Raw genomic sequence first — 21,390 nt, forward strand, 5'->3', positions numbered from 1 at the left:
GGTTTTTCCGCACCAGTAGAGGTATTTGACGTCTATGAGGACTGTTCCGGGTTTATCGGCTCTAAGTCCTCTTCTGGTGCGGTTCTTTTTCCCTATTTGTTTTCTTTTCTTAAAGTTCCATGTGAGTTTTCTGGTTCTTTCTATTAGATTGTTTCTCTTTAAAACTCTGTAGATGGTTGAAGGAGAGACTTTTATGTTGAGGTATTTTTCTATAAAGACTGATATTTTTTCTTTGCTCCAGGTAGGGAATTTTTCCCTCACTGTGATTATGAGAAGTTCAAGTTCTGGTTCTATCTGAGGTTGTCTTACTCTGTGAGGTCTTTTGTTTCTGTCTTTGAGGCCTTCTAAACCGTACTTTTTGTATCTATTTTTCCACTTGTAGAAGGTGGTTGGACTTATTCCGAAGTATCTGCAGGTTAGTCTTGCATTTTGGTGTTTTTCGTAATGTTGAATCCATTTAAGTCTTTTTCTCACGTTTGGGTCTTTTGTTAGGTCGAGTTTGGTTTTTATTTTCGTTCCTCTTTTGATTGTTTTTTTGAAGGGTGTATTTGATATGTGCAGGGATGCACCTTTGAATTTCTTTAATTGTTTCATTGGTGGACACCTCCTTTTGTTGGAGTTCAAATCTTATTTTAGGGTGTCCACCTTCTTTCTGAACTTCAACAGCTTAATCCTCTTAACTTTACGTAATATGTCAAATAGTATATCGGGTTAAACTCAAGTCCAACGTAGCCTGAAACTATTAGTGCGCCTGTAGATTCCGACGTGTAACCATTTGAATACTTCTTATTCGCTACTTTTACCTCTGAGTGAAAAAGGTTAACGTTTGGACCTATTTCAAGTTTTAAACCGTTGTTATTAAAGTAATTCAAAGGTTGGTAGTAAAAGGTTAAATTAAAATCATCTATGTCCAACTTAGAGGATACAGGGTCGCCTTTTGAAAAGGAAGTGTCCTTGAATGTAAAGTCCTTTGAGGCTTCTCCATGACCTGAAAAGTGTAACTTTCTGTATTCAACCCTAAAATCAGGAATAAAGGGAACGTTTTCAAGTGAGTAGAAGCCAGAGTAGCCAATGGTTCTTGAGAGATGGAGGTCTCCTTTTAATCCTGGTTTACCACTTCCATTTTTATCTTCAACTGTTCCGTGGGGAGTAAGGTTACAGAGATTAAGGTTTAGATATTCTATTGTAGCAGCTTTAATTTTGGATGGTACTGGAAATACGTTCGTAAGGAAAAGAATTATAAAAAATTTCACTACTGTTTTTAACATTTTCTTTACTCCTCTTATTTTCAAGAATTTTATTGTAAGCCAACTTGAGGAGACTTAAGAAATCTTGAGATTCAAAGGGAGCTAATGCCCAACCTATAATAACTTTAAGTTTATCCTCCATTAAATTCTCCAGTCTTCTTTTAATTCTGTTCTCTATAATACTTACCGATACTACAGAGTTTGTATTAATAGCCGCTATGTACAAATCACCAGCTGCCTTGAATATTGTATCTGTCGGACGAAATGAGTTAGCAATAACCGTATCAATTTCAAATTTTTTAGATTCAGGTATTTCCTCTATGTTTTCTATGTTTATTACTACGATGTAGGTTTTGTAATTTCCAAATTGACTTCTGTTTAGGAAACGGGAGACTTTCCAGTTAAATTTTTCGAAGTTATCAAAAATAAATTTTTCCATAACCTCTTCCCCTCAATTTATACTTAATAATATCATAAGGTATATCCATTTTCTATATAAAGTAAGTATTGAGAAAATTGATGACCAATTCCTCAACAGGACGTATAATCAAATAGAACCAAATTTGAGGATTCCATGATTCTTTACCCTACGTTGGTTCTCGACAAAACCTATACCCCTGTAACAATTTTTTCCCACAAAAAGGCCTTCCTTTTGGAGCTCCTCAACAAGTGTGAAGTTTTAGAGCACTACGAACGTATTAAACTCCACTCTCCATCCTGTGAATTTCCCGCTCCCCTCGTTATAAAGATACCGGTTCTTTTTAGGCACTGGCAGAGCTCCCCAACAAGGAGGGCTCTCTTCATAAGAGACAACTTTACATGCGCTTACTGCGGAAAGACCGTTAAGGACAACGAGGCAACTGTTGACCATTTAGTTCCCAAAAGCAGGGGTGGAAAGTGGGAGTGGGAAAACCTTGTAACATCCTGCTCAGAGTGTAACCAGAGAAAGGGAAACAGGACACCAAAGGAGGCAGGTATGGAACTCCTCTTCAAACCCAAAAGGCCATCGACCATCCAGATTGCACTGAACAGGTGGAAATCGAAGTTCAACGAAGAGTTTTTGAGAGCTCTCTCAACTTACGGGATTAGAAGTATAAACGTTAGTATAGGGTAAGCTCCCAAAGGAGCCTACCTCTCAATCCAGTAGTTTGGAGCTTCCTTGGTTATTATCACATCGTGAACGTGGGATTCCTTTAGTCCTGCAGATGTTATCTTCACAAATCTTGCCTTCCTTCTCATCTCCTCAATGTTTACAGCTCCACAGTAACCCATTCCAGCCCTTAAACCTCCAACTAACTGGTGAATCGTATCTGCAAGTGGGCCCCTGTACGGAACCATTCCCTCAATACCCTCTGGAACTAACTTCTTCTCCTCAACCTCAGACTGGAAGTACCTATCCTTACTTCCCTTCTTCATTGCACCTAAGGAACCCATTCCCCTGTAAACCTTGTAGCTTCTTCCCTGGTAGAGAATTACCTCTCCGGGAGCCTCTTTAGTTCCCGCAAAGAGGCTTCCAATCATTACCACTCTTGCACCGGCACCTATGGCCTTTGCAATGTCTCCTGAAAACTTTATACCACCATCAGCAATTATTGAAACGTCGTACTTGTCTGCAACCTTTGAACACTCCGCAACTGCCGTTAGCTGCGGAACTCCAACTCCTGCAACAATTCTCGTTGTGCAGATTGAACCGGGTCCTATTCCAACCTTTACAGCATCCGCTCCGGCCTTGATGAGCGCCTCCGTTGCTTCGGGTGTTGCAACGTTTCCAGCAATTATGTCCATATTGGGGAAAAGTCCCTTCAACTTCTCTACAGTTTCAAGAACTCCTTTCGAGTGTCCATGGGCAGTGTCTATAACGATAACGTCAACTCCGGCCTCTATTAGAGCTTCAGCCCTCCTTACTGCCTCGGGACCAACGCCAACTGCTGCTCCAACCCTTAACCTTCCCAATTCATCCTTGCAGGCGTTTGGATACTTCTCCCTCTTTTCAATGTCCTTAATTGTTATAAGTCCCTTCAGATATCCATTTTCATCAACGACGGGAAGCTTTTCAATCTTGTACTTGTGGAGTATCTCCTTAGCCTCCTCAAGGGTAGTTCCAACGGGAACGGTTATAAGGTTTTCCCTTGTCATTACCTCTTCTATTTTCTTTGAAAAGTCCCTGACAAACCTGATATCCCTGTTTGTTATTATTCCTAAGAGCTTACCACTGTTATCAACAACCGGAAGTCCAGAAATCTTGTACTTTCTCATCAGGTTCTCTGCTTCCGATATTGTCTGGTCGGGTCTTACGGTGACCGGCTTTACTATCATCCCGCTCTCAGACCTTTTAACTCTATCAACCTCCTCTGCCTGCTCCTCAATTGACATATTTTTATGAATAATTCCAATTCCCCCTTCCCTTGCTATTGCAATTGCAAGTTCGGCCTCGGTAACGGTGTCCATGGCCGCACTCATTATCGGAATGTTGAGAGTTATTCTCTTTGTCAATCTCGTCCTAACGTCAACCTGAGTTGGAAGAACTTCAGAGTAGTTTGGAACCAATAGAACGTCATCAAAGGTAAGGGCTTCCTTTACCTCTCTATCGAGCATATTTTCCTCCTTGAAAACTTTAGGGAATTATAGTTTTACTGGTAGAATTGAGCAAGTAGGAGGTGAATGTTGTCGAAGGAAAAGCTCTGGGGTGGGAGATTCAAGGAGAGTACAAACGAATTAGTAGAGGCGTTTACAGAGTCCGTCTCTTACGATAAACGGTTGGCTCCATTTGACATAGCAGGAAGCGTTGCCCACGTAAAGATGCTCGAGAAGCAGGGAATTTTAAAAAAGGAGGAGGCAGAGAAAATAATTTCCGGTCTAAATGAAATTTTAAAGGAGATTGAAGGGGGAAAGTTTGAGTGGAAGAGGGAACTTGAAGACGTCCATATGAACATTGAGAAGAGGTTAACTGAAAAGGTCGGCCCTGTGGGAGGAAAGCTCCATACAGGACGCTCAAGGAATGACCAGGTTGCAACGGATGTGAGGCTCTACGTTAGGAAGGAGATTGAGGAGATTTTGGAGCTCCTCAAGAACCTGAGAAGGGCATTTGTAAAGCAGGCCGAGGAGAACTTGGACGTTGTAATGCCGGGATACACACATCTACAGATTGCCCAGCCCGTTCTCTATTCACACCACATGCTTGCATACTACTGGATGTTCAAGAGGGACGAGGAGAGGTTCAAGGACACCCTGAAGAGGGTAAACGTTTCCCCTTTGGGCTCTGCAGCACTTGCAGGAACGAGCTATCCTCTCGACAGGGAGTTTACTGCAAAGCTCTTAGGTTTTAGTGGAGTTACAAGAAACAGCATGGATGCTGTTAGTGATAGGGACTTTGTTGCAGAGACAATTTTTAACTGTGCAATGGTTATGATGCACCTTTCAAGGCTTTCGGAGGAGTTAGTTCTCTGGTCAACGGAGGAGTTTGGTTTTATAGAGCTCCCCGACGCCTTCTGCACGGGAAGTTCAATTATGCCCCAGAAGAAAAACCCCGACGTTTCTGAGCTAACGAGGGGAAAGACTGGAAGAGTTTACGGAGATTTGGTTGCAATACTAACAGTTCTAAAGGGGTTACCCCTTACCTATAATAGGGACCTTCAGGAGGACAAGGAACCACTTTTTGATGCAATAGATACGGTTAAACTCTCTCTAAAGGTGAATGCTTTGATTGTTGAGGGAATGAAGCCTAAAAAGGAGAGAATGAGAGAGCAGGCCAGAAAGGGATTTTCTCTGGCAACTGACGTTGCCGACTACCTTGCAAAGAAGGGGGTTCCTTTCAGGGAAGCCCACAGAATTGTAGGAGAACTGGTTTCGTACTGTTTGGATAGGGGAAAAACGTTAGAGAATTTATCCTTGGAAGAATTTAAAAAGTTCTCGGATAGGTTCGATGAGGACGTTCTATCACTTATGAGCGTTGAGGGTTCAATAAACAGCAGAAACATAACAGGTGGAACTGCGAGGGAACAGGTAGAGAGGGAAATAAAGGAAATTAAGGAAGAAGAAGGATTTTAACTGGAGGTTAAAATGGTTAAGTTTGAACCCTCCTTTTTCAAGGAGAGAAACAGGGATATAGATGAGGTTACACTGAGGGCAATAGCGAGGGAGGTTAGAAAGGACATTTTGAAGATGACCTCCGAGGCCCAATCGGGTCACCCCGGTGGGGCAATGTCCGCTGCAGACATAATTGTGACACTATACTACTACAAGATGCGCCACGACCCTGAAAATCCCAAGTGGGAGGATAGGGACAGGTTCGTTTTATCCAAGGGACACGTCTGCCCTGCACTCTACTCTGTCCTTGCAAGGACCAGCTACTTTCCATTAGAAAAGCTCCACGAGTTTAGGAAAATTGATGGAAGCCTTCAAGGACATCCGGACATGAAGAAGACTCCCGGAATTGAGATAAGTACAGGCTCACTTGGACACGGAATAGGCGCTGCCGTAGGAATGGCTTTAGGTTTAAAGTTAAACAAGAGCGACAGTACCGTTTACTGTATGATTGGTGACGGAGAGGCCCAGGAGGGAAGCGTTTGGGAAGCCTCAATGGCAGCTTCCCACTATAACTTGGACAACTTGGTTGTAATACTTGACAACAACAATCTGCAGATAGACGGCCCCGTTGATGACGTTATGTCAATTTACCCAGCCATGGAAAAGTGGAGGGCCTTCGGCTGGCACGTAATTGAGATAGACGGCCACAACTTCAGGGAGATAATTGGGGCCCTCGACGAAGCTGACAACGTTAAGTTCAAGCCTACAATGATTGTCGCTAAAACTGTTAAGGGTAAAGGCGTTTCGTTTATGGAGAACAGGGCTGAGTGGCACGGAAAGGCTCTACCGCCGGAGCTCCTTAAGGAGGCACTAAAAGAGTTGGGTGAGATTGTTTAAGGAGGAAACCTATGGAAAAGGTGAGTTTGAGGGATACCTACGGTGAGGTTTTGGTTGAACTTGGAAGGGAGGATGACAGAATTGTAGTTTTGGATGCAGACCTTTCCGGTTCAACAAAAACGGCAAAGTTTGCAAAGGCATTTCCGGAGAGATTCTTCAATATGGGAATTGCGGAACTGAACATGATGAATACGGCTGCAGGCCTTGCAACAACCGGAAAGATTCCCTTCGTCAGTACGTTTGCCATTTTTGGAACGGGAAGGGCTTGGGAAGCTGTAAGGCAGACAATCTGCTATCCCAACCTAAGCGTTAAAATAGTCTGCACCCACGGTGGAATCACAGTTGGGGAGGATGGAGCAAGTCACCAGGCCTTAGAGGATGTTGCAAACATGAGAAACATTCCCAATATGAGGGTAATCGTTCCTGCGGATGACGTTGAAACGAGGCAGGTAATAAGAAAGATAGCCTATACAGATGGTCCCTTTTACGTAAGGCTTTCGAGGGAGAAATTTCCAAGGATTTTTGATGAAAACTACGAATTTGAAATTGGAAAGGGACACGTTTTAGTTGAGGGAAAGGATGTTACGGTAGTATCAAATGGAGTTATGACCTCATTTGCCCTCCTTGCAGCTGAAAACTTAGAAAGGGAGGGAATATCCGTTGAGGTTATTCACATGCCAACGGTTAAGCCAATAGACGTTGAGCTTATTGTAAAATCTGCTCAGAAAACGGGGGCAGTTGTAACTGCAGAGGAGCACTCAATAATCGGTGGGCTTGGTTCAGCAGTTGCAGAGGTTTTGGTTGAAAACTACCCCGTTCCAATGGAGAGGTTGGGAACTCCGGACGTGTTTGGAAGGTCTGGAAAGGGATGGGAGCTCCTCCACTACTTTGGGCTTGATGAAAAGGGAATAGAGAAAAAGGTTAAAAAAGTCCTTGAGAGGAAGAGATGAAAAAGGGATATCTCAAAACGCTCTTCTTTGGGTTCATCTTTATTTTTCTGTTTTTAGTTGGAAAAACAACTCTATCCTCTGCCGTTGACTCCAACGAAAGTGAGCTAAAGTACATAAGGCTCTTTATGGAGGTGTACCAGCTTGTTAAGGAGAGGTACGTCGAGGAGAAAAAGCCGAAGGAGCTCTTTGAGGGCGCAATAAAGGGGATGCTGAATAGATTAGACCCCCACTCCACCCTTTTTACTCCGGACCAACTTAAGGAGTTTCAGATAGAGACCTCAGGTGAATTTGGAGGTCTTGGAATACAGATTACAAAAACGAAGGATGGAAAGCTCTTAATTATTGCTCCAATAGAGGATACACCTGCCTACAGGGCTGGAATAAAGCCAGGGGACATAATTGTCAAGATTGACGGTAAAGATGTTACTCCCGATATGAGCCTCTCTGAGGCTGTAAAAATTATGAGGGGTAAGCCGGGAACGAAGATAACAATCTGGATATGGAGAAAAGGGTGGTCTGAACCCAAACCATTTACGATAACAAGGGCCGTTATAAAGATAAAGAGCGTTAAGTACAGAATGCTCCCCGGCGACATTGGATATATAAGGTTTACGATGTTCCAGAGGAACTCTGTTGAAGAGTTTAAGAAGGCTTTGGAACATTTAAGGAAGGATAAGGAGCTCCAGGGAATAATCGTTGACGTAAGAAACAATCCTGGAGGACTTCTTGACTCTGCCGTTGCTATAAGTGACTACTTCCTACCAAAGGGTAAACTTATCGTTTATACAAAAGGTAGAATTCCTGAAAGCATCAAGAAGTACTACTCCCTAAATCCTCCAATTATTCCTACAGACATTCCCGTTGTTATGTTGGTTAACGGTGGAACTGCAAGTGCTGCCGAGATTCTAACTGGAGCCCTCAGGTACAATAACAGGGCCATAGTAGTCGGAGAAAAGACATTCGGAAAGGGTTCCGTTCAGACCCTCTATCCTTTAGACATGGGTTACGCTGTAAAGATTACAACTGCCAAGTACTACATGCCCAACCATAAGTGTATAGATGGAAAGGGAATAGAGCCAGATATCGTGGTTAAACTTTCAAAGAAGGACATTGAAACCCTTAAAAGTGAGTTTAAGGAGATGGAGGAGCACCCAGAAAAAACCGAGGAAATAAGGAAGAAACAGGAGAAGAGAATAGACAACCAGTTAAGGAGAGCTATAGAGGTAATCAAGGAGATTCACCTAATAGAGAAAATGGAGGGTAAGAAGGCATCTTGATATTCACCCTTCACGGCTGGAGCTTTGATAGGAGGGTTTGGGAAGGAACTCTCTTTGAAAAAGGAATACACTTGGAGCTCCCCGGTCACGGGGAGTCTCCATTTAAATCAAGAAAATTAGTTGAGCTCTCAGAGGAAATCGGGAAAATTCTCCCTCAAAATTCAGTTTTGGTTGGATGGTCCTTAGGTTCTACCGTTTCCCTTTTAATTTCCCACCTATTTCCGGAGAAAATTGAGGAAATCCACCTATTTTCACCTACCCTCAAGTTTTCTGGAATTTCTCAACCGAAGGTCGTAGTTGAAAGGTTTATCCGAAAACTCAGGAGAAACTTTAAGAAAACCGTTACTGAGTTTAGAGGGCTCTGTTCAAATGAGAAGTCCCCTCTACCAAACTTGGAGATAGAAACTTCAACGGAACTACTTATAGATTTCTGTCATTTTGACTTAACTCCTTACGTAAGGGGAATCTCTCAGCCCGTTAAAATCTTTGTTGGAGAAAGGGACAGAATAACAGGATTGGAGGGAGCTCTCTCACTGTTTAAAAATTTAAAAAGAGCTGAACTTTTGGTTTTTCCCGATGCAGACCACCTTACCGTTCTGGGGAAACTTTCCTCCTGATTCCCTGTTCCCTGTGCTCTACAAAAATCTCAAACTGAGGAAATTCCTCAGCCACCCTTTTAGAAAGGGCCTCTGCAAAGACAACCGACCTGTGCTGACCACCTGTACAGCCAACTGCATAGGTTATGTAGGCTTTTCCCTCGTTCTCGTAGAGGGGAATTGTTGTTTTGACGAATTCTAAAATTATCTGAAAGATTCTCTTTGACTCCTCATGCTTCATTACAAACTCCTCGACCTCCCTGTCCATTCCGGTTTTTGGTTTTAGTTCAGGAATAAAGTGGGGATTCGGGAGGAACCTTACATCAAAAACGTTATCGGCAGACTGGGGAATACCGTACTTAAACCCAAAGGATAGAAAGTTTATCTTCAGCTGAGGTTTTCCCGTTTGAAGTAATTTTTTTATGAGTTTCTTTAGGTCGTGGTAGTTGAGGTTTGACGTGTCAATTACCTTATCAAAGTACTCCTTTAGCTCTCCATAAAGTTTCTTTTCAAGCTCTATCAGCTTCTCAATACTTTCTCCTTCGTAGTACTTTTCAAATGGATGGGGTCTCCTTGTTTCCTTAAATCTGTTTATCAGAATGGAGTTATCGGCGGTAAAGTACCAGATTTCAACGTTTGGATACCTCTCCTTGAGCGATGTAAAGAGCTCTTTCGCTCTCTTCCTAAACTCAGGGTTTCTAACATCAACAACTAAAGCCGCTTTTTCAACCTCAGGACTCTGCTCTATTAGGTTCATAATTTCAGGAACAAGGGAAGGAGGTACGTTATCGATGCAGTAAAATCCCAAATCCTCTAAGTGTTTCACTGCACTTGATTTTCCTGCTCCAGCTTCTCCCGTTAAAAGTATTACCTTTTTCACTTCCCTATCTCCATAACCCTTACTCTGTTCATGTAGAATTCAGGAACAAAAAGTTTACCCTTGTAATAACCTATATCTGCCGGTGATATTAATCCCGAAGCTACAAGCTTAACTTTACCATTCTTCAAACTGTAAATCTTTCCAGCAGAAAAGTCTGAAAAGAGAATTGTCCCATCTTCAGTAACAACAACCCCATCAAGGTTCTCAAATCCCGAAGCTAAAACCTTTATCTCTCTGTTTTTGTCAACCTCTAAAACCTTACCTCCTCCCCAGCTTACAACAATCATCCTTCCATCTGGAGTAAATGCTATCCCGTTGGGACCCTCCAACTTGGAGCTCCTTAAAAACTCCTTAACAGAATAGGTTTTACCATCGATTTCATAAATGGTATTTGTTTGAGTATCTGAGACGTAAACCTTTCCCTTAAAAGAGCAAGAATCGTTTAAGAACTTTGCTCCAGGAATTTTTACCTCCCTTTCAAACCTTCCACTCTCTGGGTCTGCAACGACAACCCTATCTATGTCCGTAACAAAGAGCTTTCCGCTACAGAAGGTTACCCCTTTGGGAGCGTTAAGCCCTGTAACAAACTTAAGTTTCTCAACCTTTCCGTTTAAATCTGCAAGTGCGACAAATCCATCCCCGTCCTTTTTATCAGGAGGTAGGTTGCCGATGTTTGAAATGTAAATGTGACCTTTATAGTACTGTGCACTTTCAGGGGTTTTTAATCCCTGATTTATGTTGAACAGAAAAACAACGGTCGTTAAAAATAGCGTAAACCCTGCCACTATCCCCATTTTAGCTTCTCCCTCAATGTTTGATAGTAGGACTTGTTAGGGTCTCTCAGTATCAAAAGGTCGTAGGGGGAGCGGGTTATCTCTATCGTGTCTCCAACGCGGAGCTCTATCCCCTCCTGACCGTCAAATATGACCATAACGTTCTCACTTTCGGTTTTTAACCTCGCACTCAAACAGGTCTCACCACTTAAAACTAAAGGCCTTAACGTAAGTGTGTGGGGACAGATGGGAGTTAGGAGCATTGCATTCAAGGTCGGGTAAATTATCGGTCCACCTGCAGAGAGGGAATAGGCAGTTGAACCTGTTGGGGTTGCAACTATAACGCCATCACCTCTAAAGGTCGTTACGTAGTCCTTACCAGCAGTTACTTCAACCTCTATTATTCTTGCCAAAGTATCCCTCTTTATTGCCACCTCATTTACACACCTGTATATTGAAACGTGGCCGTTCCTCCTTAAAACCTTAACTCTCAGGACAGGTCTGTTTTCAACTACAAACTCTCCCTTTAGAACTCTCTCTATACACTCCTCAATTTCATCTATGGTTATTTCAGCCAAAAAGCCAAGTGTCCCAAAGTTTATTCCCAAAATTGGAACTGGTCTCTTGTCAACTAACTTTGCAACGGTTAAAAACGTTCCATCCCCCCCCAAAACCAGAATAAGCTCAACCTTGTCGGGAAGGAGGAGCCTGTCTATAACCTTTATCTTCTCAAACTCTGAACACCAATTTATTCCCACAAGCCGACACGTCTCCTCGTCTGTAAATACCTTTACTCCACTTTCAAGGAGTTTCTTTGAAACCCTTTTAAATCCCTCTCCACTCTCGGGCTTTGTGGGGTTTGCAACGATTCCTACCTTTTTAAAAACCGGCTGCCTTTCTCCTGTCATCTCCTTCCACCTTAACTATTTGGCACATATCATAAAGTCTTGACTCCGTTCTCTCGTCAAACTTTGCAAGAAACGAGTCTGAGGAGTAGGTATCAAACCTTAAATTTGTTGTAATTACCGTTGGCAAACTCTGGGTGTACCTGTAATTGACGATTTCAGATAGAATGTCCTTTGCCCAATCCGTATTCCTTTCGGCTCCTACATCGTCGAGTATGAGGAGTGGAACTTTCCTAACAGAGTCGAGTATTTCTGAGGAGGAGGTTCTGCTTTCGTAGGAGCTCTTTAGGTCTAAAAGGAGTCCCCTAAAGTCACAGAATATTCCCCTAAGCCCCTTAAACTCAATTATGTTTTGAAGGGTTGCTACTGCTAAGTGAGTCTTTCCGGTTCCTGGAGGACCGTAGAGGAGTATTCCCTTACTTACAAAGGGAAACTGGAAGAAGAATTCCTTACATACTTTTAGAGCTCTAAACTGGTACTGATTTTGAGGCTGATAGTTTTTAAACCTGCACTTTCTGTACCTTCTGGGAATTCCGGAGGATGCAAGAAATTCTTTGCTAAACTTCTTAAACTGACAGCGGCATCTTCTTGCAAACCTCTTTCCCCTTACCTCCTCAATAACCCAACCAGTACCCTTACAAATTTGACACTCCAATATTTACCTCGTAGATTTTCCTAACAAGTCTAATTATAGTCCTCAAAGGAGAGAAAATGGATTTAGTCGAAAAAGTGATAAGTGGAGAAAGAATCAACGAGAAAGAAGCGTTGGAACTTCTAAGGAACTTTGACCTATTAACGTTAGGACATCTTGCAAATTACGTTAGAAATAGAATCCACCCTGAAAGGGAAGTTACGTTTGTCATAGATAGAAATATTAACTACACAAACATCTGCATATGTAAGTGTAGGTTCTGTGCCTTTTACAGGGAAAAGGGAGCTCCCGATGCCTACGTTATAGACAGAGAAACCCTAAGGGAAAAGATTAGAGAAACAGTTGAGTTAGGCGGTACTGCAATCTTACTCCAGGGAGGGCTTCACCCAGACCTCAAAATTGACTACTATGAAGAACTCCTCTCCTTTATAAAAGAGGAGTTTCCACAGATTCACATCCACGGATTTTCTGCTCCAGAGATTGTTCATATCTCGAGAGTTTCTAACCTCTCCATAGAGGAAGTAATAGAAAGGTTAAAGAGGGCTGGACTCGGTTCAATTCCTGGAGGAGGAGCCGAAATTCTGGTTGATAGAGTGAGGGAGAGGATTGCCCCTAACAAGGCAAAAACAGGGGAATGGTTAAACGTTCATAGAACTGCCCACAGGTTAGGACTGAGGACGACTGCAACAATGATGTTCGGAAGTTTAGATACTGACGAAGATATTGTTGAACACTTGAGGGTTGTAAGGGAGCTTCAGGATGAAACTGGAGGATTTACTGCATTTATTCCTTGGAGTTACCAACCTGACAATACGGAGCTTGGAAGGGTGGTTAAGGAGAAAGCAAGTGGAGAAAAATATTTAAGGGTTTTAGCCGTATCGAGAATTTATCTGGACAACGTTGAAAATGTTCAGGCTTCATGGGTTACTCAAGGAGGAAAAGTTGCTCAAGTGGCACTAAAGTTTGGAGCTAACGATTTTGGCTCTCTGATGATAGAGGAGAACGTTGTTGCAGCTGCAGGTGTCAAGTTCAGAATGCCACTTTCAGAAATAGTAAGGCTCATAAAGGATGCAGGTTTTACTCCTGTTCAAAGGGATACATTATACAGAAAAGTTAGATTTTTCTATTAGAATCTCCTTTACCTGTTTTACATAATTTTTAACCAGGTAGTTCAACAAATTAAAACTTGAACTTTCTATTTTACACCCTAATATAACTCCACTCTTTTCCTCTTCTCTTCTTAAAACTCTAAGGGTTAGTATTTTACTTCTATGCTGAAGAGTTAAAACTTGATTCGGTTTGATATCTACATTCTTTTCAAAAAAGAGTTTAACTCCACCTAAACTCATATCAAGTATGAATGCGTCTATATTTAATTCCAAAACTTTAAATTTCTCCTGTATACAGACAGCTATTCTTTCAAATAATCTTTTTTCATCTAATACTTCATCATCAAGAGTAATTACATGAACAATATTGTTTATTATTTCTTTAATTCTTGCTCTCAGCAATCTCTTGGTTCTTTTTTCATCCTTGTAGATATAAAATTCTTTATTTAGAAGAATTTTCTCAACTCCTGGAGGAAGAAAATTGAAAGCTTTTATAGTATTATCCGACATCTCTAAAACATCAAAACTTAGAAGAATAGGTAGAGTTATCTCTACTTCATTTAAACAACTAATTTTTTTATAAGTTACTCCGTCCAATCTCATTTATTCTTCCTTCATCTTTTCGATGATTTCCTCAAAATTCTCTATAACAGTTTCAATAAGGCTTTCGAATTTTTCAAAGTCCTTTTCTTGTAGTTCCCTCCTCTTAATCTTGTTAAATATCTCCTTAGCAGTGTTAAAGGTTAACGTTAGGTTCTCCTCAAGGTTGTTTATCGACTCAGAGAGTTTCATGTTCTTGATAAATTTAAGCCTCTTTACAATCCAGTCCTTCAAGGGAGACTGGTCAAAATCCAAGAGGACAGGATTTTCTAAAGCGTTTGGTAGCCTTGCAAGCCAGTCAGAAAACAGTTCAATACCTTCAATAACAACTGACAAATCTCCAATATTAAAGTAAGAAATATTTTCATGAACTGTTTTAACAGATGACCTTGTTCTGATTATCTTTTCTTGAAGCTTTTTAAATACGTTTTGGAATCTCGAAACTTCTGTATTTATAGTCGATATATTTTCCCTAACAGTATCGAGAGCCCCGACCTGTTGATTTATAGAAAAGAGCACCTTGTTTGTAACTTCAATTAAGGACTCTACAGATGCCCTTATTCCTTTGAGAACTTCCTCTGTTCTTGCCATTTCAGACTTAACTTTTATAGCCTCAGAAGCCCTTTCTTCCAAATCGTTAGAGAAGGACTCAATAAGGGATATTATCGTGCCCACTATATTACCTATCTCTTCAGCAGAGGAAACAGTTCTTGAAGCTAACTTTCTAACTTCCTCAGCTACAACTGCAAAACCTCTTCCTGCCTCACCTGCCCTTGCTGCCTCTATAGCTGCGTTAAGGGCAAGGAGATTGGTTTGGTCAGCAATTCCTTTTATAGTTTCAACAACATCCTGTATTTTGACAGAACTTTGCTGAAGTTCCTCTATTCTCTCCTTCAATCTTATAACCTTATCAGCTAAAAGCTGAACATCGTTGACAGAACGGGAAACAATTTCCTTCCCTTTTTCAGTTTCCTTGTCAACTCTCTTTACCTCTTCGGAAGAGGTATTAATAAGCCTGTTAACATCAGAGATAGACTCGGCCAAAACTTCCGATGAAATGGAAAGCTCTACGAATTTTTCATGGATTTCCTTGTTTCTCAAATCTGTATTGAAAAGCTCGGCAACTAAGAAGCTTGCATCACTGGAAACTTTAGATGAAAGAGCCTCAAGTTCCTTAAAGGTTTCTCTAATCCAGTTGAGAAATCTATTGAACTCTGAAGCGAGTTCTCCTAGTTCGTCCTGTTTTTTAACATTAAGTTTTTGGGTTAAGTCTCCCTTCTCTATTTTCTTCATCGTTTCTATCATTTCACTTAGGGGAGCAACTATAGCTCTGTAGGTACTTAGAGCTCCAATTCCTATAATAAACAGGCTGAAGAGAGGAATAATTCTTACTACAGTTGCTGCCAACGAAAGTACAGAGTCTGCACTCTGCTCTATGTTTTTTTCAATGTTCAGAAGCTCTTTTTCTATTAAAGCTATATCCTTCTCAATTTGTGAAGCTGGAGCTCCATTTACCAATTTTGAAATGATAGAAAGGGTTGTTGTGTATGCATTAACCACTTCGGGAGAGGAAAATTTGGATAATTCGTTAACTTTCTCCTCCAAAATTTTTGCAGCTTCACTTCTCTTGTTCTGTTCAAGTAGAACCTCTACCTTAGGTAAACTCTTTTCTACACTTTCTATAACTTCTGCTTTTTGATTTATCTCTTTATATTTCTCTATTTTGTGGTAAGCAAACTCAGTAAGAATTAGAATAATTAAAACTTCTATTACAAGAGACACCACCAATTTTGTTTTTATTCTCATAACTCCCTCTCTGTGAACGGATTTAATTTATTATCCGAAAAAAATTCGTATAATTCAATAGCTTTCAAAGGAGGGAAGCTTGGAAAAGAGCTTTAAATTAAAGATTGAAAAGTTGGTCTACGGTGGAAGGGGGCTTGGAAGGATAAACGGCAGAGCAGTCTTTGTTCCCTTCACAGCTCCCGAGGATGTTGTCTTGGTTGAAGAGAGGAGCAGAAAGAGTGGTTACAGTGAGGCTGAAGTAGTAAAAATCTTGAAAAGGAGCCCTTACAGGGTTAAGCCTAAATGTCCCTACTTTGGGAAGTGTGGAGGGTGTGACTGGCAACACATCCCCTACGAGAAACAGGTTGAGTTTAAAAGGGATATTTTAGAGGAGAACCTTCAAAAAATTGGGAAAATAAAAAAACCAAACATAGATGAGGTTATCCCGTCTCCCTCTTCCTGGAACTACAGGAACAGGGCTCAGATAAAGGTTAAGAAAGGAAAGGTTGGTTTCTTTGAGAAAAACTCCCACCAAGTAGTTGATATAGACAGCTGTCCCCTTTTAAAGGAGGATATTTCAGGAATATTTCCAAGACTAAAAAAACTTTTAAGGGAAATTCCTACAGAGCCTTTAGAGTTTCACGTCTACTCTTCCGGAAAAGATGAAGTTTTATTAAAGATTATTTTTCCAAAGAGATTCAAGAGATTCGAAATTCCACTCAGTAAATTAAAAGGCATTTTAGGTGTAAATCTCGTTGGTTACGGAATTTACAGGCAGGGCGATGTTTTCCCTGAAAGAATTAGGTTTTTCGGTAGGGACTTTACCTATGAAACAGTGGGGAGATTTAAGTTTAGGATAAGCGCCGATTCCTTCTTTCAGGTAAACAGATTTCAGGTTAAAAACCTCATAGATAAGGTTTCCCAAGTTGCAAAGGAGTACCAGTACATGCTTGCAGGGGACCTATACTGCGGTGTTGGTACGTTCACCATCCCAGTTGGGAGTTACGTCCACAGGGCTTTTGGAATAGAGTCAAACTTCTCAGCAGTCAGTGATGCACTCTACAACAAGGACATAAACGGTTTAAGAAATGTAACGTTCTTTTGTAGGGAGACGGAGGAGGGGCTTGAAATAGTTAAGGAGTACAATCCAGACCTCTTAATAATAGACCCTCCAAGGAGCGGTTTAAACGAGAGGATAATTAGGGAAATTTCAAAATTAACAAGGCTTAAAAAGATTGTTTACGTTTCGTGCAATCCTTCAACACTTGCAAGGGATATAGCAACCTTTTATAGGCACGGGATAAGTATGGAAAGAGCAAAACTCATAGATATGTTCCCTCAAACGTACCACGTTGAAACGATAGCTTACTTGAGGAAGGTGAGGTAATGTTAAAGGTGAGTTTATTTGGGGTCAGGTTTGAAAATCCTGTCTGGACGGCTTCAGGAACCTTTGGGTTTGGGCTTGAATACTCTCAGTACGTTGACCTTAATAAAATTGGGGCGGTGTGTGTTAAGGGACTTTCTATAAAGCCGAGGGAGGGAAACGAACCTCCAAGAATCTGGGAAACTCCCTGTGGAATGCTCAATGCAATAGGTCTTCAAAATCCGGGAGTTGACTACTTTGTCGAGAGAATTGTTCCGGAGCTCCAAAACTACAGGTGCCGTGTAATAGCAAACATCTACGGTTCAACAGTTGAGGAGTACGTTGCAGTTGCCAGAGCCCTCAAAGGAGTGAACGGGGTTGACGCTCTTGAACTGAACATCTCCTGTCCAAACGTAAAAAAGGGTGGTCTTGCCTTTGGCGTTGACCCTGTTGAGGCTGCAAGGTTAACAGAGAAGGTAAAAGGTGCAACGGATAAGCCTGTAATAGTAAAGCTCTCCCCAAACGTTACAGACATTGTTGAAATAGCAAAGGCCATTGAATCGGCAGGTGCAGATGCTTTGTCTGCAATAAATACACTCCTTGGAATGGCAATAGATATTTACAGGAGGAAACCGAAGCTTAAAAACAAGTTCGGTGGACTATCAGGACCTGCTATAAAGCCCGTCGCCGTTAGAATGGTCTATCAGGTTTCAAGGGTTGTTAATATTCCCGTTATTGGAATAGGGGGAATCTCAAGCTGGCAGGATGCTGTCGAATTTTTACTGGCTGGAGCCTCTGCAGTTCAGGTTGGTACGGCGAACTTTTTCAACCCAAAGGTGACTGAGGAAATCGTAGAGGGAATTAAGAACTACCTGACAGAGAACGGCTATTCCCACGTTTCACAAATTGTTGGGAACATTGAGGAATAGGTATAATCGTAACTATTCAGTTTGGGAGATGAAAATGAGGAAAACTCTACTTGGAAATGAGGCAATAGCCTGGGGACTTTTGTATGCAGGTGTAGATTTAGCAGCAGCTTACCCAGGAACGCCAAGTTCTGAGGTTTTGGAAACCTATAAAAAATTAATTGAGGAAAAGAAGCTTCCTGCCTATGCTGAGTGGTCATCAAACGAAAAGGTGGCATTTGAAACGGCTTATGCAGGTGCAATTGCAGGTAAGAGAACTGCCTGTGTTATGAAGATGGTGGGTCTTAACGTTGCCTCAGATTCGTTAATGAGTGCTGCCTACATAGGAAATAAAGGAGGATTTTTAATAGTTGTTGCAGACGACCCAGGGTTCTACAGCTCTCAGACAGAGCAGGACTCAAGGTACTTTGCAAAGTTTGCAAGGATTCCGGCCTTAGACCCAACAGACCCTCAGGATGCCTTTAGATTGGCAGTTTTGGGGGTAAATATATCTGAAAAGTTTGAAATTCCAGTTCTTTTAAGGCCTGTTTTAAGGGTTTCCCATGGAAGGCAGATTGTAGAGATTCCAGAATTTGAATTTAAGGGAAGAAAGGGAAAGTTTGAGAGAAACGTGGGGAGGTGGGCTGCAGTTCCAAGGGAACCGAGATTGAATCAAGGATACGAACTTTTAAGGAAATTAGAGGAGATTTCCCAATTTAACTGGGATGAGTTTTTAAAACCTCAGTTTGAGAAGTTGGAGGGTAGGGAACTCCTAATTCTCACTTCAGGTACTCTTTACGGTTATGCATTGGAGGTTATTGAGGATAACGGACTTAACGTTGACGTTGTTAAGGTCGATATGCCTACTCCGCTACCTTCAGAAAAGATGAAAGAGTTTATAAAAGGGTATGAAAAGGTCTTAGTTTTGGAGGAGACCTACCCGTTAGTTGAGGAACAGGTAAAACACTTGGGAAACGTTAGAGGAAAGCTGACAAAGGATGTCTACTCAATAGATGAAGCAACCCACTTTAGGGTTGCAGAGGCTCTTAGAAACGTTGGAGCTCTAGGCAAAAACATCTACGTTGGAAAGGACTACGAAGGGGAGCTCCCCAAGAGGGTTCCGTCTCTATGTCCCGGATGTCCCCACAGGACGGTCTTTTACGCAATGAAGAGGGTATTCGGTAAAAAGGCCGTTTATCCTTCCGACATTGGTTGCTACACGTTGGGACTGAATCAGGGCGTTGTTGATACCGTCCTCTGTATGGGAGCTTCCGTCGGACTTTCGGGTGGATTCTCAAAGTCCGGAATTGAGGAGCCGATTGTTGCAACAATAGGAGACTCAACCTTTCTCCACGCAGGAATTCCTCCACTTATAAACGCTGTTGCAGAAAAGCACAGGTTCATTCTGGTAATTCTTGACAACAGCACCGTTGCAATGACGGGCCTTCAGCCGACTCCAGAGAGAATAGGTAATGTAAGCATTCCAAAAATTGTTGAGGGCTGTGGTGTTAAGCCTCTCATTCTCAACTACGATGGGACAATAAAAACAACATTGGAATTCTTTAAAGAGGTTAAGGAGATTTACAAAAAGGTTAACGGTCCTGTTGTTGTAGTCGTTAACGAGTTCTGCACCTTTGACAAGGAAAAGGCCAAACTCCCCGGAAAGTTTGCAAAGGTTGACCAGGATAGGTGTACAGGTTGCGGACACTGTATAAACGACTTTGGATGTCCGGCCTTTGAGTGGAACGAAGAAGGAAAGGTTAAGGTCAATCCCTACTTCTGCGTAGGGTGTGGAGTGTGTCTGTCAGACCTATGTCCCTTTGATGCCTTTGTGGAGGATAAAAGATGAAATATCAGATAGTTCTTTCAGGAGTTGGAGGACAGGGAACGATATTCCTCGTCAAAGTTCTCTCCCTCTGTTCACTAAACAGGGGAATTCCATTTATAGGAACTGAAACCCACGGTATGGCTCAAAAGGGTGGAACGGTTGTTTCTTATTTGAAAATAGGAAACTTTAGAGCTCCCTTAGTTGGAGAGGGAAGGGCTGACCTTCTTTTAGGCCTCTACCCGACCGAAACGTTGAGGTTTTTAAGGTACCTAAAGCCGGGGGGAACGATAGTTACAAACAGCGATGGAGATTTTCCTGAATTTGAGGAGTTTAACATTTTTGCAGTTGACGGCTCTCAACTGGCAGTTGAAGGTAAGATAAATCCCAAGTCCCTCAACGTTTTTATGCTTGGATACACCTTAAAAGTTGTTAATGATTTCCCATTTACTAAAGAGGAAGTAGAGAAAGCCATTTATCAAATAAATCCCCGATTTGCAGAGGCAAATTTAGAGGCTCTCAACAAAGGCTACTCTTTAACTTAAAGCGGGAGGTTTTACATCCTCCCTACCTTAGCTATTCCTTTCCTATCCTAAAACAAAACTCCTCTGAAATTTAGGTTATTCCAGAATAGTTACAATCCCTTCCACTTTTCAGGGCATTTCAACAGTTCAAAAATTGAGTCATTGATTCTCAAGGGCTACAAAATACAAGGTTTTTCATAAAAATCTAATAAATACTGAAAGCACATAATTTCAGCTATACAGGTTTTTACCCTTTTTTCCTATTCTGTTTTCAAGGAGCAATTTTGATTTTATCAAAATCTAAACTTTAGGCTTCCATTACTTTTAAATTTTTTCCAAAATGCTCTTTAAGAAGTTGAATGGCTTTTTCTTTCAGCTCTGGAGATGAAAACTCTATAGTAACAGTACTAAGCTTCTTTTCCTCTAATTCTTTGAGTTTCTTCTTTGCAGCTCTTTCAAGAGCTCTCTTTACCTCATCAAAGTTTTCTATCGGAACAAAATTTCCCTTCTCTATTTCATCCTCTATCCACTTTTCATAATTATCTAATTCATACCTTTCCTTACTTTTCATCTAGCTTTCCTTTTAAAAGGTTCTTGAACTTTCTGCTTGGATAGGCAGTTATCAATCTTAATTTATTTCCTCTGAGCTCACATGGAACCACCCATGGATAACCATCAATATTTAAAACTATTATCAACTGTCCCGGATAGCGTTTTTGATTAAAGCGCTTCTGAATAGAAACGACATTTCCCCTTTGTATATAGTGAAGAATATCCTCAAAACTCTTACCACGCTTTTCTTTGAGCTTCTTGCTTTTATTTTCATCCCACTCAAATTCCAAACTCTCTGGAATCACTCCTTCTCCTTTTACTTCATTTTACAGAGTAGTACAGTTGCAATCCCTTCCACTTTTTAGGGCATTTCAACAGATGAGCATGGAAAGTATTAAAAAGATTTGGAAATTAACAAAGGTCGCAATCCCTCCCACTTTTTAGGGCATTTCAACGTTCAAAAATTGAGCCATTGATTTCCAATGGCTACAAAATATAAAGTTTTCCATAAAAATCTAATAAAT

Annotated in this window: 23 protein-coding genes; 11 read left to right on the forward strand and 12 right to left on the reverse strand. The window is 41.3% G+C overall.

The features are described 5' to 3' along the window. The 3 genes from FN732_RS05160 to FN732_RS05170 all read right to left on the reverse strand — a co-directional run. On the reverse strand, nt 1-594 hold a 594-nt coding region (locus FN732_RS05160; protein WP_142935472.1), incomplete at its 3' end, for a helix-turn-helix domain-containing protein. Between the two features lie 65 nt (nt 595-659). Continuing rightward, a complete protein-coding gene (locus FN732_RS05165; protein WP_185954253.1) occupies nt 660-1,253 on the reverse strand; it encodes a hypothetical protein in 594 nt (197 codons plus the stop codon). Next, on the reverse strand, nt 1,195-1,686 hold the full coding sequence (locus FN732_RS05170) for a hypothetical protein (RefSeq protein WP_142935476.1): 492 nt from the start codon (nt 1,684-1,686) through the stop codon (nt 1,195-1,197). The genes FN732_RS05165 and FN732_RS05170 overlap by 59 nt, the downstream gene beginning before the upstream one ends. Before the next feature lie 135 nt (nt 1,687-1,821). On the opposite strand from FN732_RS05170, the gene FN732_RS05175 reads away from it, so the two are divergent. Next, entirely contained in the window at nt 1,822-2,361 is a 540-nt protein-coding gene (locus FN732_RS05175; RefSeq protein WP_142935478.1) for an HNH endonuclease, read from the forward strand. A gap of 14 nt (nt 2,362-2,375) precedes the next feature. On the opposite strand, the gene guaB is transcribed toward FN732_RS05175, so the two are convergent. After that, nucleotides 2,376-3,842, reverse strand: a complete 1,467-nt coding sequence (guaB, locus tag FN732_RS05180) for an IMP dehydrogenase (RefSeq protein ID WP_142935481.1) — start codon at nt 3,840-3,842, stop codon at nt 2,376-2,378. A 69-nt stretch (nt 3,843-3,911) separates the two neighbouring features. Between guaB and argH the strand changes: the two genes are divergently transcribed. Genes argH through FN732_RS05205 form a run of 5 tightly spaced genes read left to right on the forward strand, consistent with a single transcriptional unit; the run spans nt 3,912 to nt 9,014 of the window. Continuing rightward, a complete protein-coding gene (gene argH, locus FN732_RS05185) occupies nt 3,912-5,294 on the forward strand; it encodes an argininosuccinate lyase (RefSeq protein WP_185954254.1) in 1,383 nt (460 codons plus the stop codon). A 12-nt stretch (nt 5,295-5,306) separates the two neighbouring features. Next, the gene (locus tag FN732_RS05190) at nt 5,307-6,170 is read left to right on the forward strand and encodes a transketolase (RefSeq protein WP_142935486.1); all 864 of its coding nucleotides are present in this window, start codon (nt 5,307-5,309) and stop codon (nt 6,168-6,170) included. An 11-nt stretch (nt 6,171-6,181) separates the two neighbouring features. Further along, on the forward strand, nt 6,182-7,120 hold the full coding sequence (locus FN732_RS05195; RefSeq protein WP_142935488.1) for a transketolase family protein: 939 nt from the start codon (nt 6,182-6,184) through the stop codon (nt 7,118-7,120). After that, entirely contained in the window at nt 7,117-8,397 is a 1,281-nt protein-coding gene (locus tag FN732_RS05200; RefSeq protein WP_142935490.1) for a S41 family peptidase, read from the forward strand. The genes FN732_RS05195 and FN732_RS05200 overlap by 4 nt, the downstream gene beginning before the upstream one ends. After that, on the forward strand, nt 8,394-9,014 hold the full coding sequence (locus tag FN732_RS05205; RefSeq protein ID WP_142935492.1) for an alpha/beta fold hydrolase: 621 nt from the start codon (nt 8,394-8,396) through the stop codon (nt 9,012-9,014). The genes FN732_RS05200 and FN732_RS05205 overlap by 4 nt, the downstream gene beginning before the upstream one ends. On the opposite strand, the gene rapZ is transcribed toward FN732_RS05205, so the two are convergent. Genes rapZ through FN732_RS05225 form a run of 4 tightly spaced genes read right to left on the reverse strand, consistent with a single transcriptional unit; the run spans nt 8,986 to nt 12,206 of the window. Continuing rightward, nucleotides 8,986-9,873, reverse strand: a complete 888-nt coding sequence (gene rapZ, locus FN732_RS05210; RefSeq protein ID WP_142935495.1) for an RNase adapter RapZ — start codon at nt 9,871-9,873, stop codon at nt 8,986-8,988. The genes FN732_RS05205 and rapZ overlap by 29 nt on opposite strands. After that, complete coding sequence (locus tag FN732_RS05215; RefSeq protein ID WP_142935497.1) at nt 9,870-10,667, reverse strand: Vgb family protein; 798 nt, start codon at nt 10,665-10,667, stop codon at nt 9,870-9,872. The genes rapZ and FN732_RS05215 overlap by 4 nt, the downstream gene beginning before the upstream one ends. Then, entirely contained in the window at nt 10,658-11,554 is an 897-nt protein-coding gene (locus FN732_RS05220) for an NAD(+)/NADH kinase (protein ID WP_142935499.1), read from the reverse strand. The genes FN732_RS05215 and FN732_RS05220 overlap by 10 nt, the downstream gene beginning before the upstream one ends. Then, nucleotides 11,526-12,206, reverse strand: coding sequence for an ATP-binding protein (locus FN732_RS05225; protein ID WP_142935501.1), 681 nt, complete (start codon nt 12,204-12,206; stop codon nt 11,526-11,528). Before FN732_RS05225 ends, FN732_RS05220 begins: the two co-directional genes overlap by 29 nt. A gap of 56 nt (nt 12,207-12,262) precedes the next feature. On the opposite strand from FN732_RS05225, the gene mqnC reads away from it, so the two are divergent. After that, nucleotides 12,263-13,333 (forward strand): cyclic dehypoxanthinyl futalosine synthase, encoded by a 1,071-nt coding sequence (gene mqnC / locus FN732_RS05230; RefSeq protein ID WP_142935503.1) that lies wholly within the window; start codon nt 12,263-12,265, stop codon nt 13,331-13,333. Here the strand turns inward: mqnC and FN732_RS05235 are convergent. Beyond that, nucleotides 13,304-13,915, reverse strand: coding sequence for a PilZ domain-containing protein (locus tag FN732_RS05235; RefSeq protein WP_142935506.1), 612 nt, complete (start codon nt 13,913-13,915; stop codon nt 13,304-13,306). The genes mqnC and FN732_RS05235 overlap by 30 nt on opposite strands. Then, on the reverse strand, nt 13,916-15,718 hold the full coding sequence (locus FN732_RS05240) for a methyl-accepting chemotaxis protein (protein ID WP_142935508.1): 1,803 nt from the start codon (nt 15,716-15,718) through the stop codon (nt 13,916-13,918). It lies immediately after the preceding gene. Nucleotides 15,719-15,797: 79 nt separating this feature from the next. On the opposite strand from FN732_RS05240, the gene FN732_RS05245 reads away from it, so the two are divergent. The 4 genes from FN732_RS05245 to FN732_RS05260 are packed head-to-tail and all read left to right on the forward strand — an operon-like array spanning nt 15,798 to nt 20,335. Further along, complete coding sequence (locus tag FN732_RS05245) at nt 15,798-17,084, forward strand: class I SAM-dependent RNA methyltransferase (RefSeq protein WP_142935510.1); 1,287 nt, start codon at nt 15,798-15,800, stop codon at nt 17,082-17,084. After that, the gene (locus FN732_RS05250; protein ID WP_142935512.1) at nt 17,084-17,989 is read left to right on the forward strand and encodes a dihydroorotate dehydrogenase; all 906 of its coding nucleotides are present in this window, start codon (nt 17,084-17,086) and stop codon (nt 17,987-17,989) included. The genes FN732_RS05245 and FN732_RS05250 overlap by 1 nt, the downstream gene beginning before the upstream one ends. 34 nt (nt 17,990-18,023) lie before the next feature. Further along, on the forward strand, nt 18,024-19,814 hold the full coding sequence (locus FN732_RS05255; protein WP_142935514.1) for a thiamine pyrophosphate-dependent enzyme: 1,791 nt from the start codon (nt 18,024-18,026) through the stop codon (nt 19,812-19,814). Then, nucleotides 19,811-20,335 carry a 2-oxoacid:acceptor oxidoreductase family protein gene (locus FN732_RS05260; RefSeq protein WP_142935516.1) on the forward strand — a complete coding sequence of 175 codons (525 nt, stop codon included), beginning with the start codon at nt 19,811-19,813 and terminating at the stop codon, nt 20,333-20,335. Before FN732_RS05255 ends, FN732_RS05260 begins: the two co-directional genes overlap by 4 nt. A gap of 286 nt (nt 20,336-20,621) precedes the next feature. On the opposite strand, the gene FN732_RS05265 is transcribed toward FN732_RS05260, so the two are convergent. Then, nucleotides 20,622-20,885, reverse strand: coding sequence for a hypothetical protein (locus tag FN732_RS05265; RefSeq protein ID WP_142935518.1), 264 nt, complete (start codon nt 20,883-20,885; stop codon nt 20,622-20,624). Then, entirely contained in the window at nt 20,875-21,171 is a 297-nt protein-coding gene (locus tag FN732_RS05270; RefSeq protein ID WP_142935520.1) for a BrnT family toxin, read from the reverse strand. Before FN732_RS05270 ends, FN732_RS05265 begins: the two co-directional genes overlap by 11 nt. Nucleotides 21,172-21,390 lie beyond the last annotated feature (219 nt).

The organism is Balnearium lithotrophicum (assembly GCF_900182585.1).
Taxonomy (GTDB): Bacteria; Aquificota; Aquificia; order Desulfurobacteriales; family Desulfurobacteriaceae; genus Balnearium; species Balnearium lithotrophicum.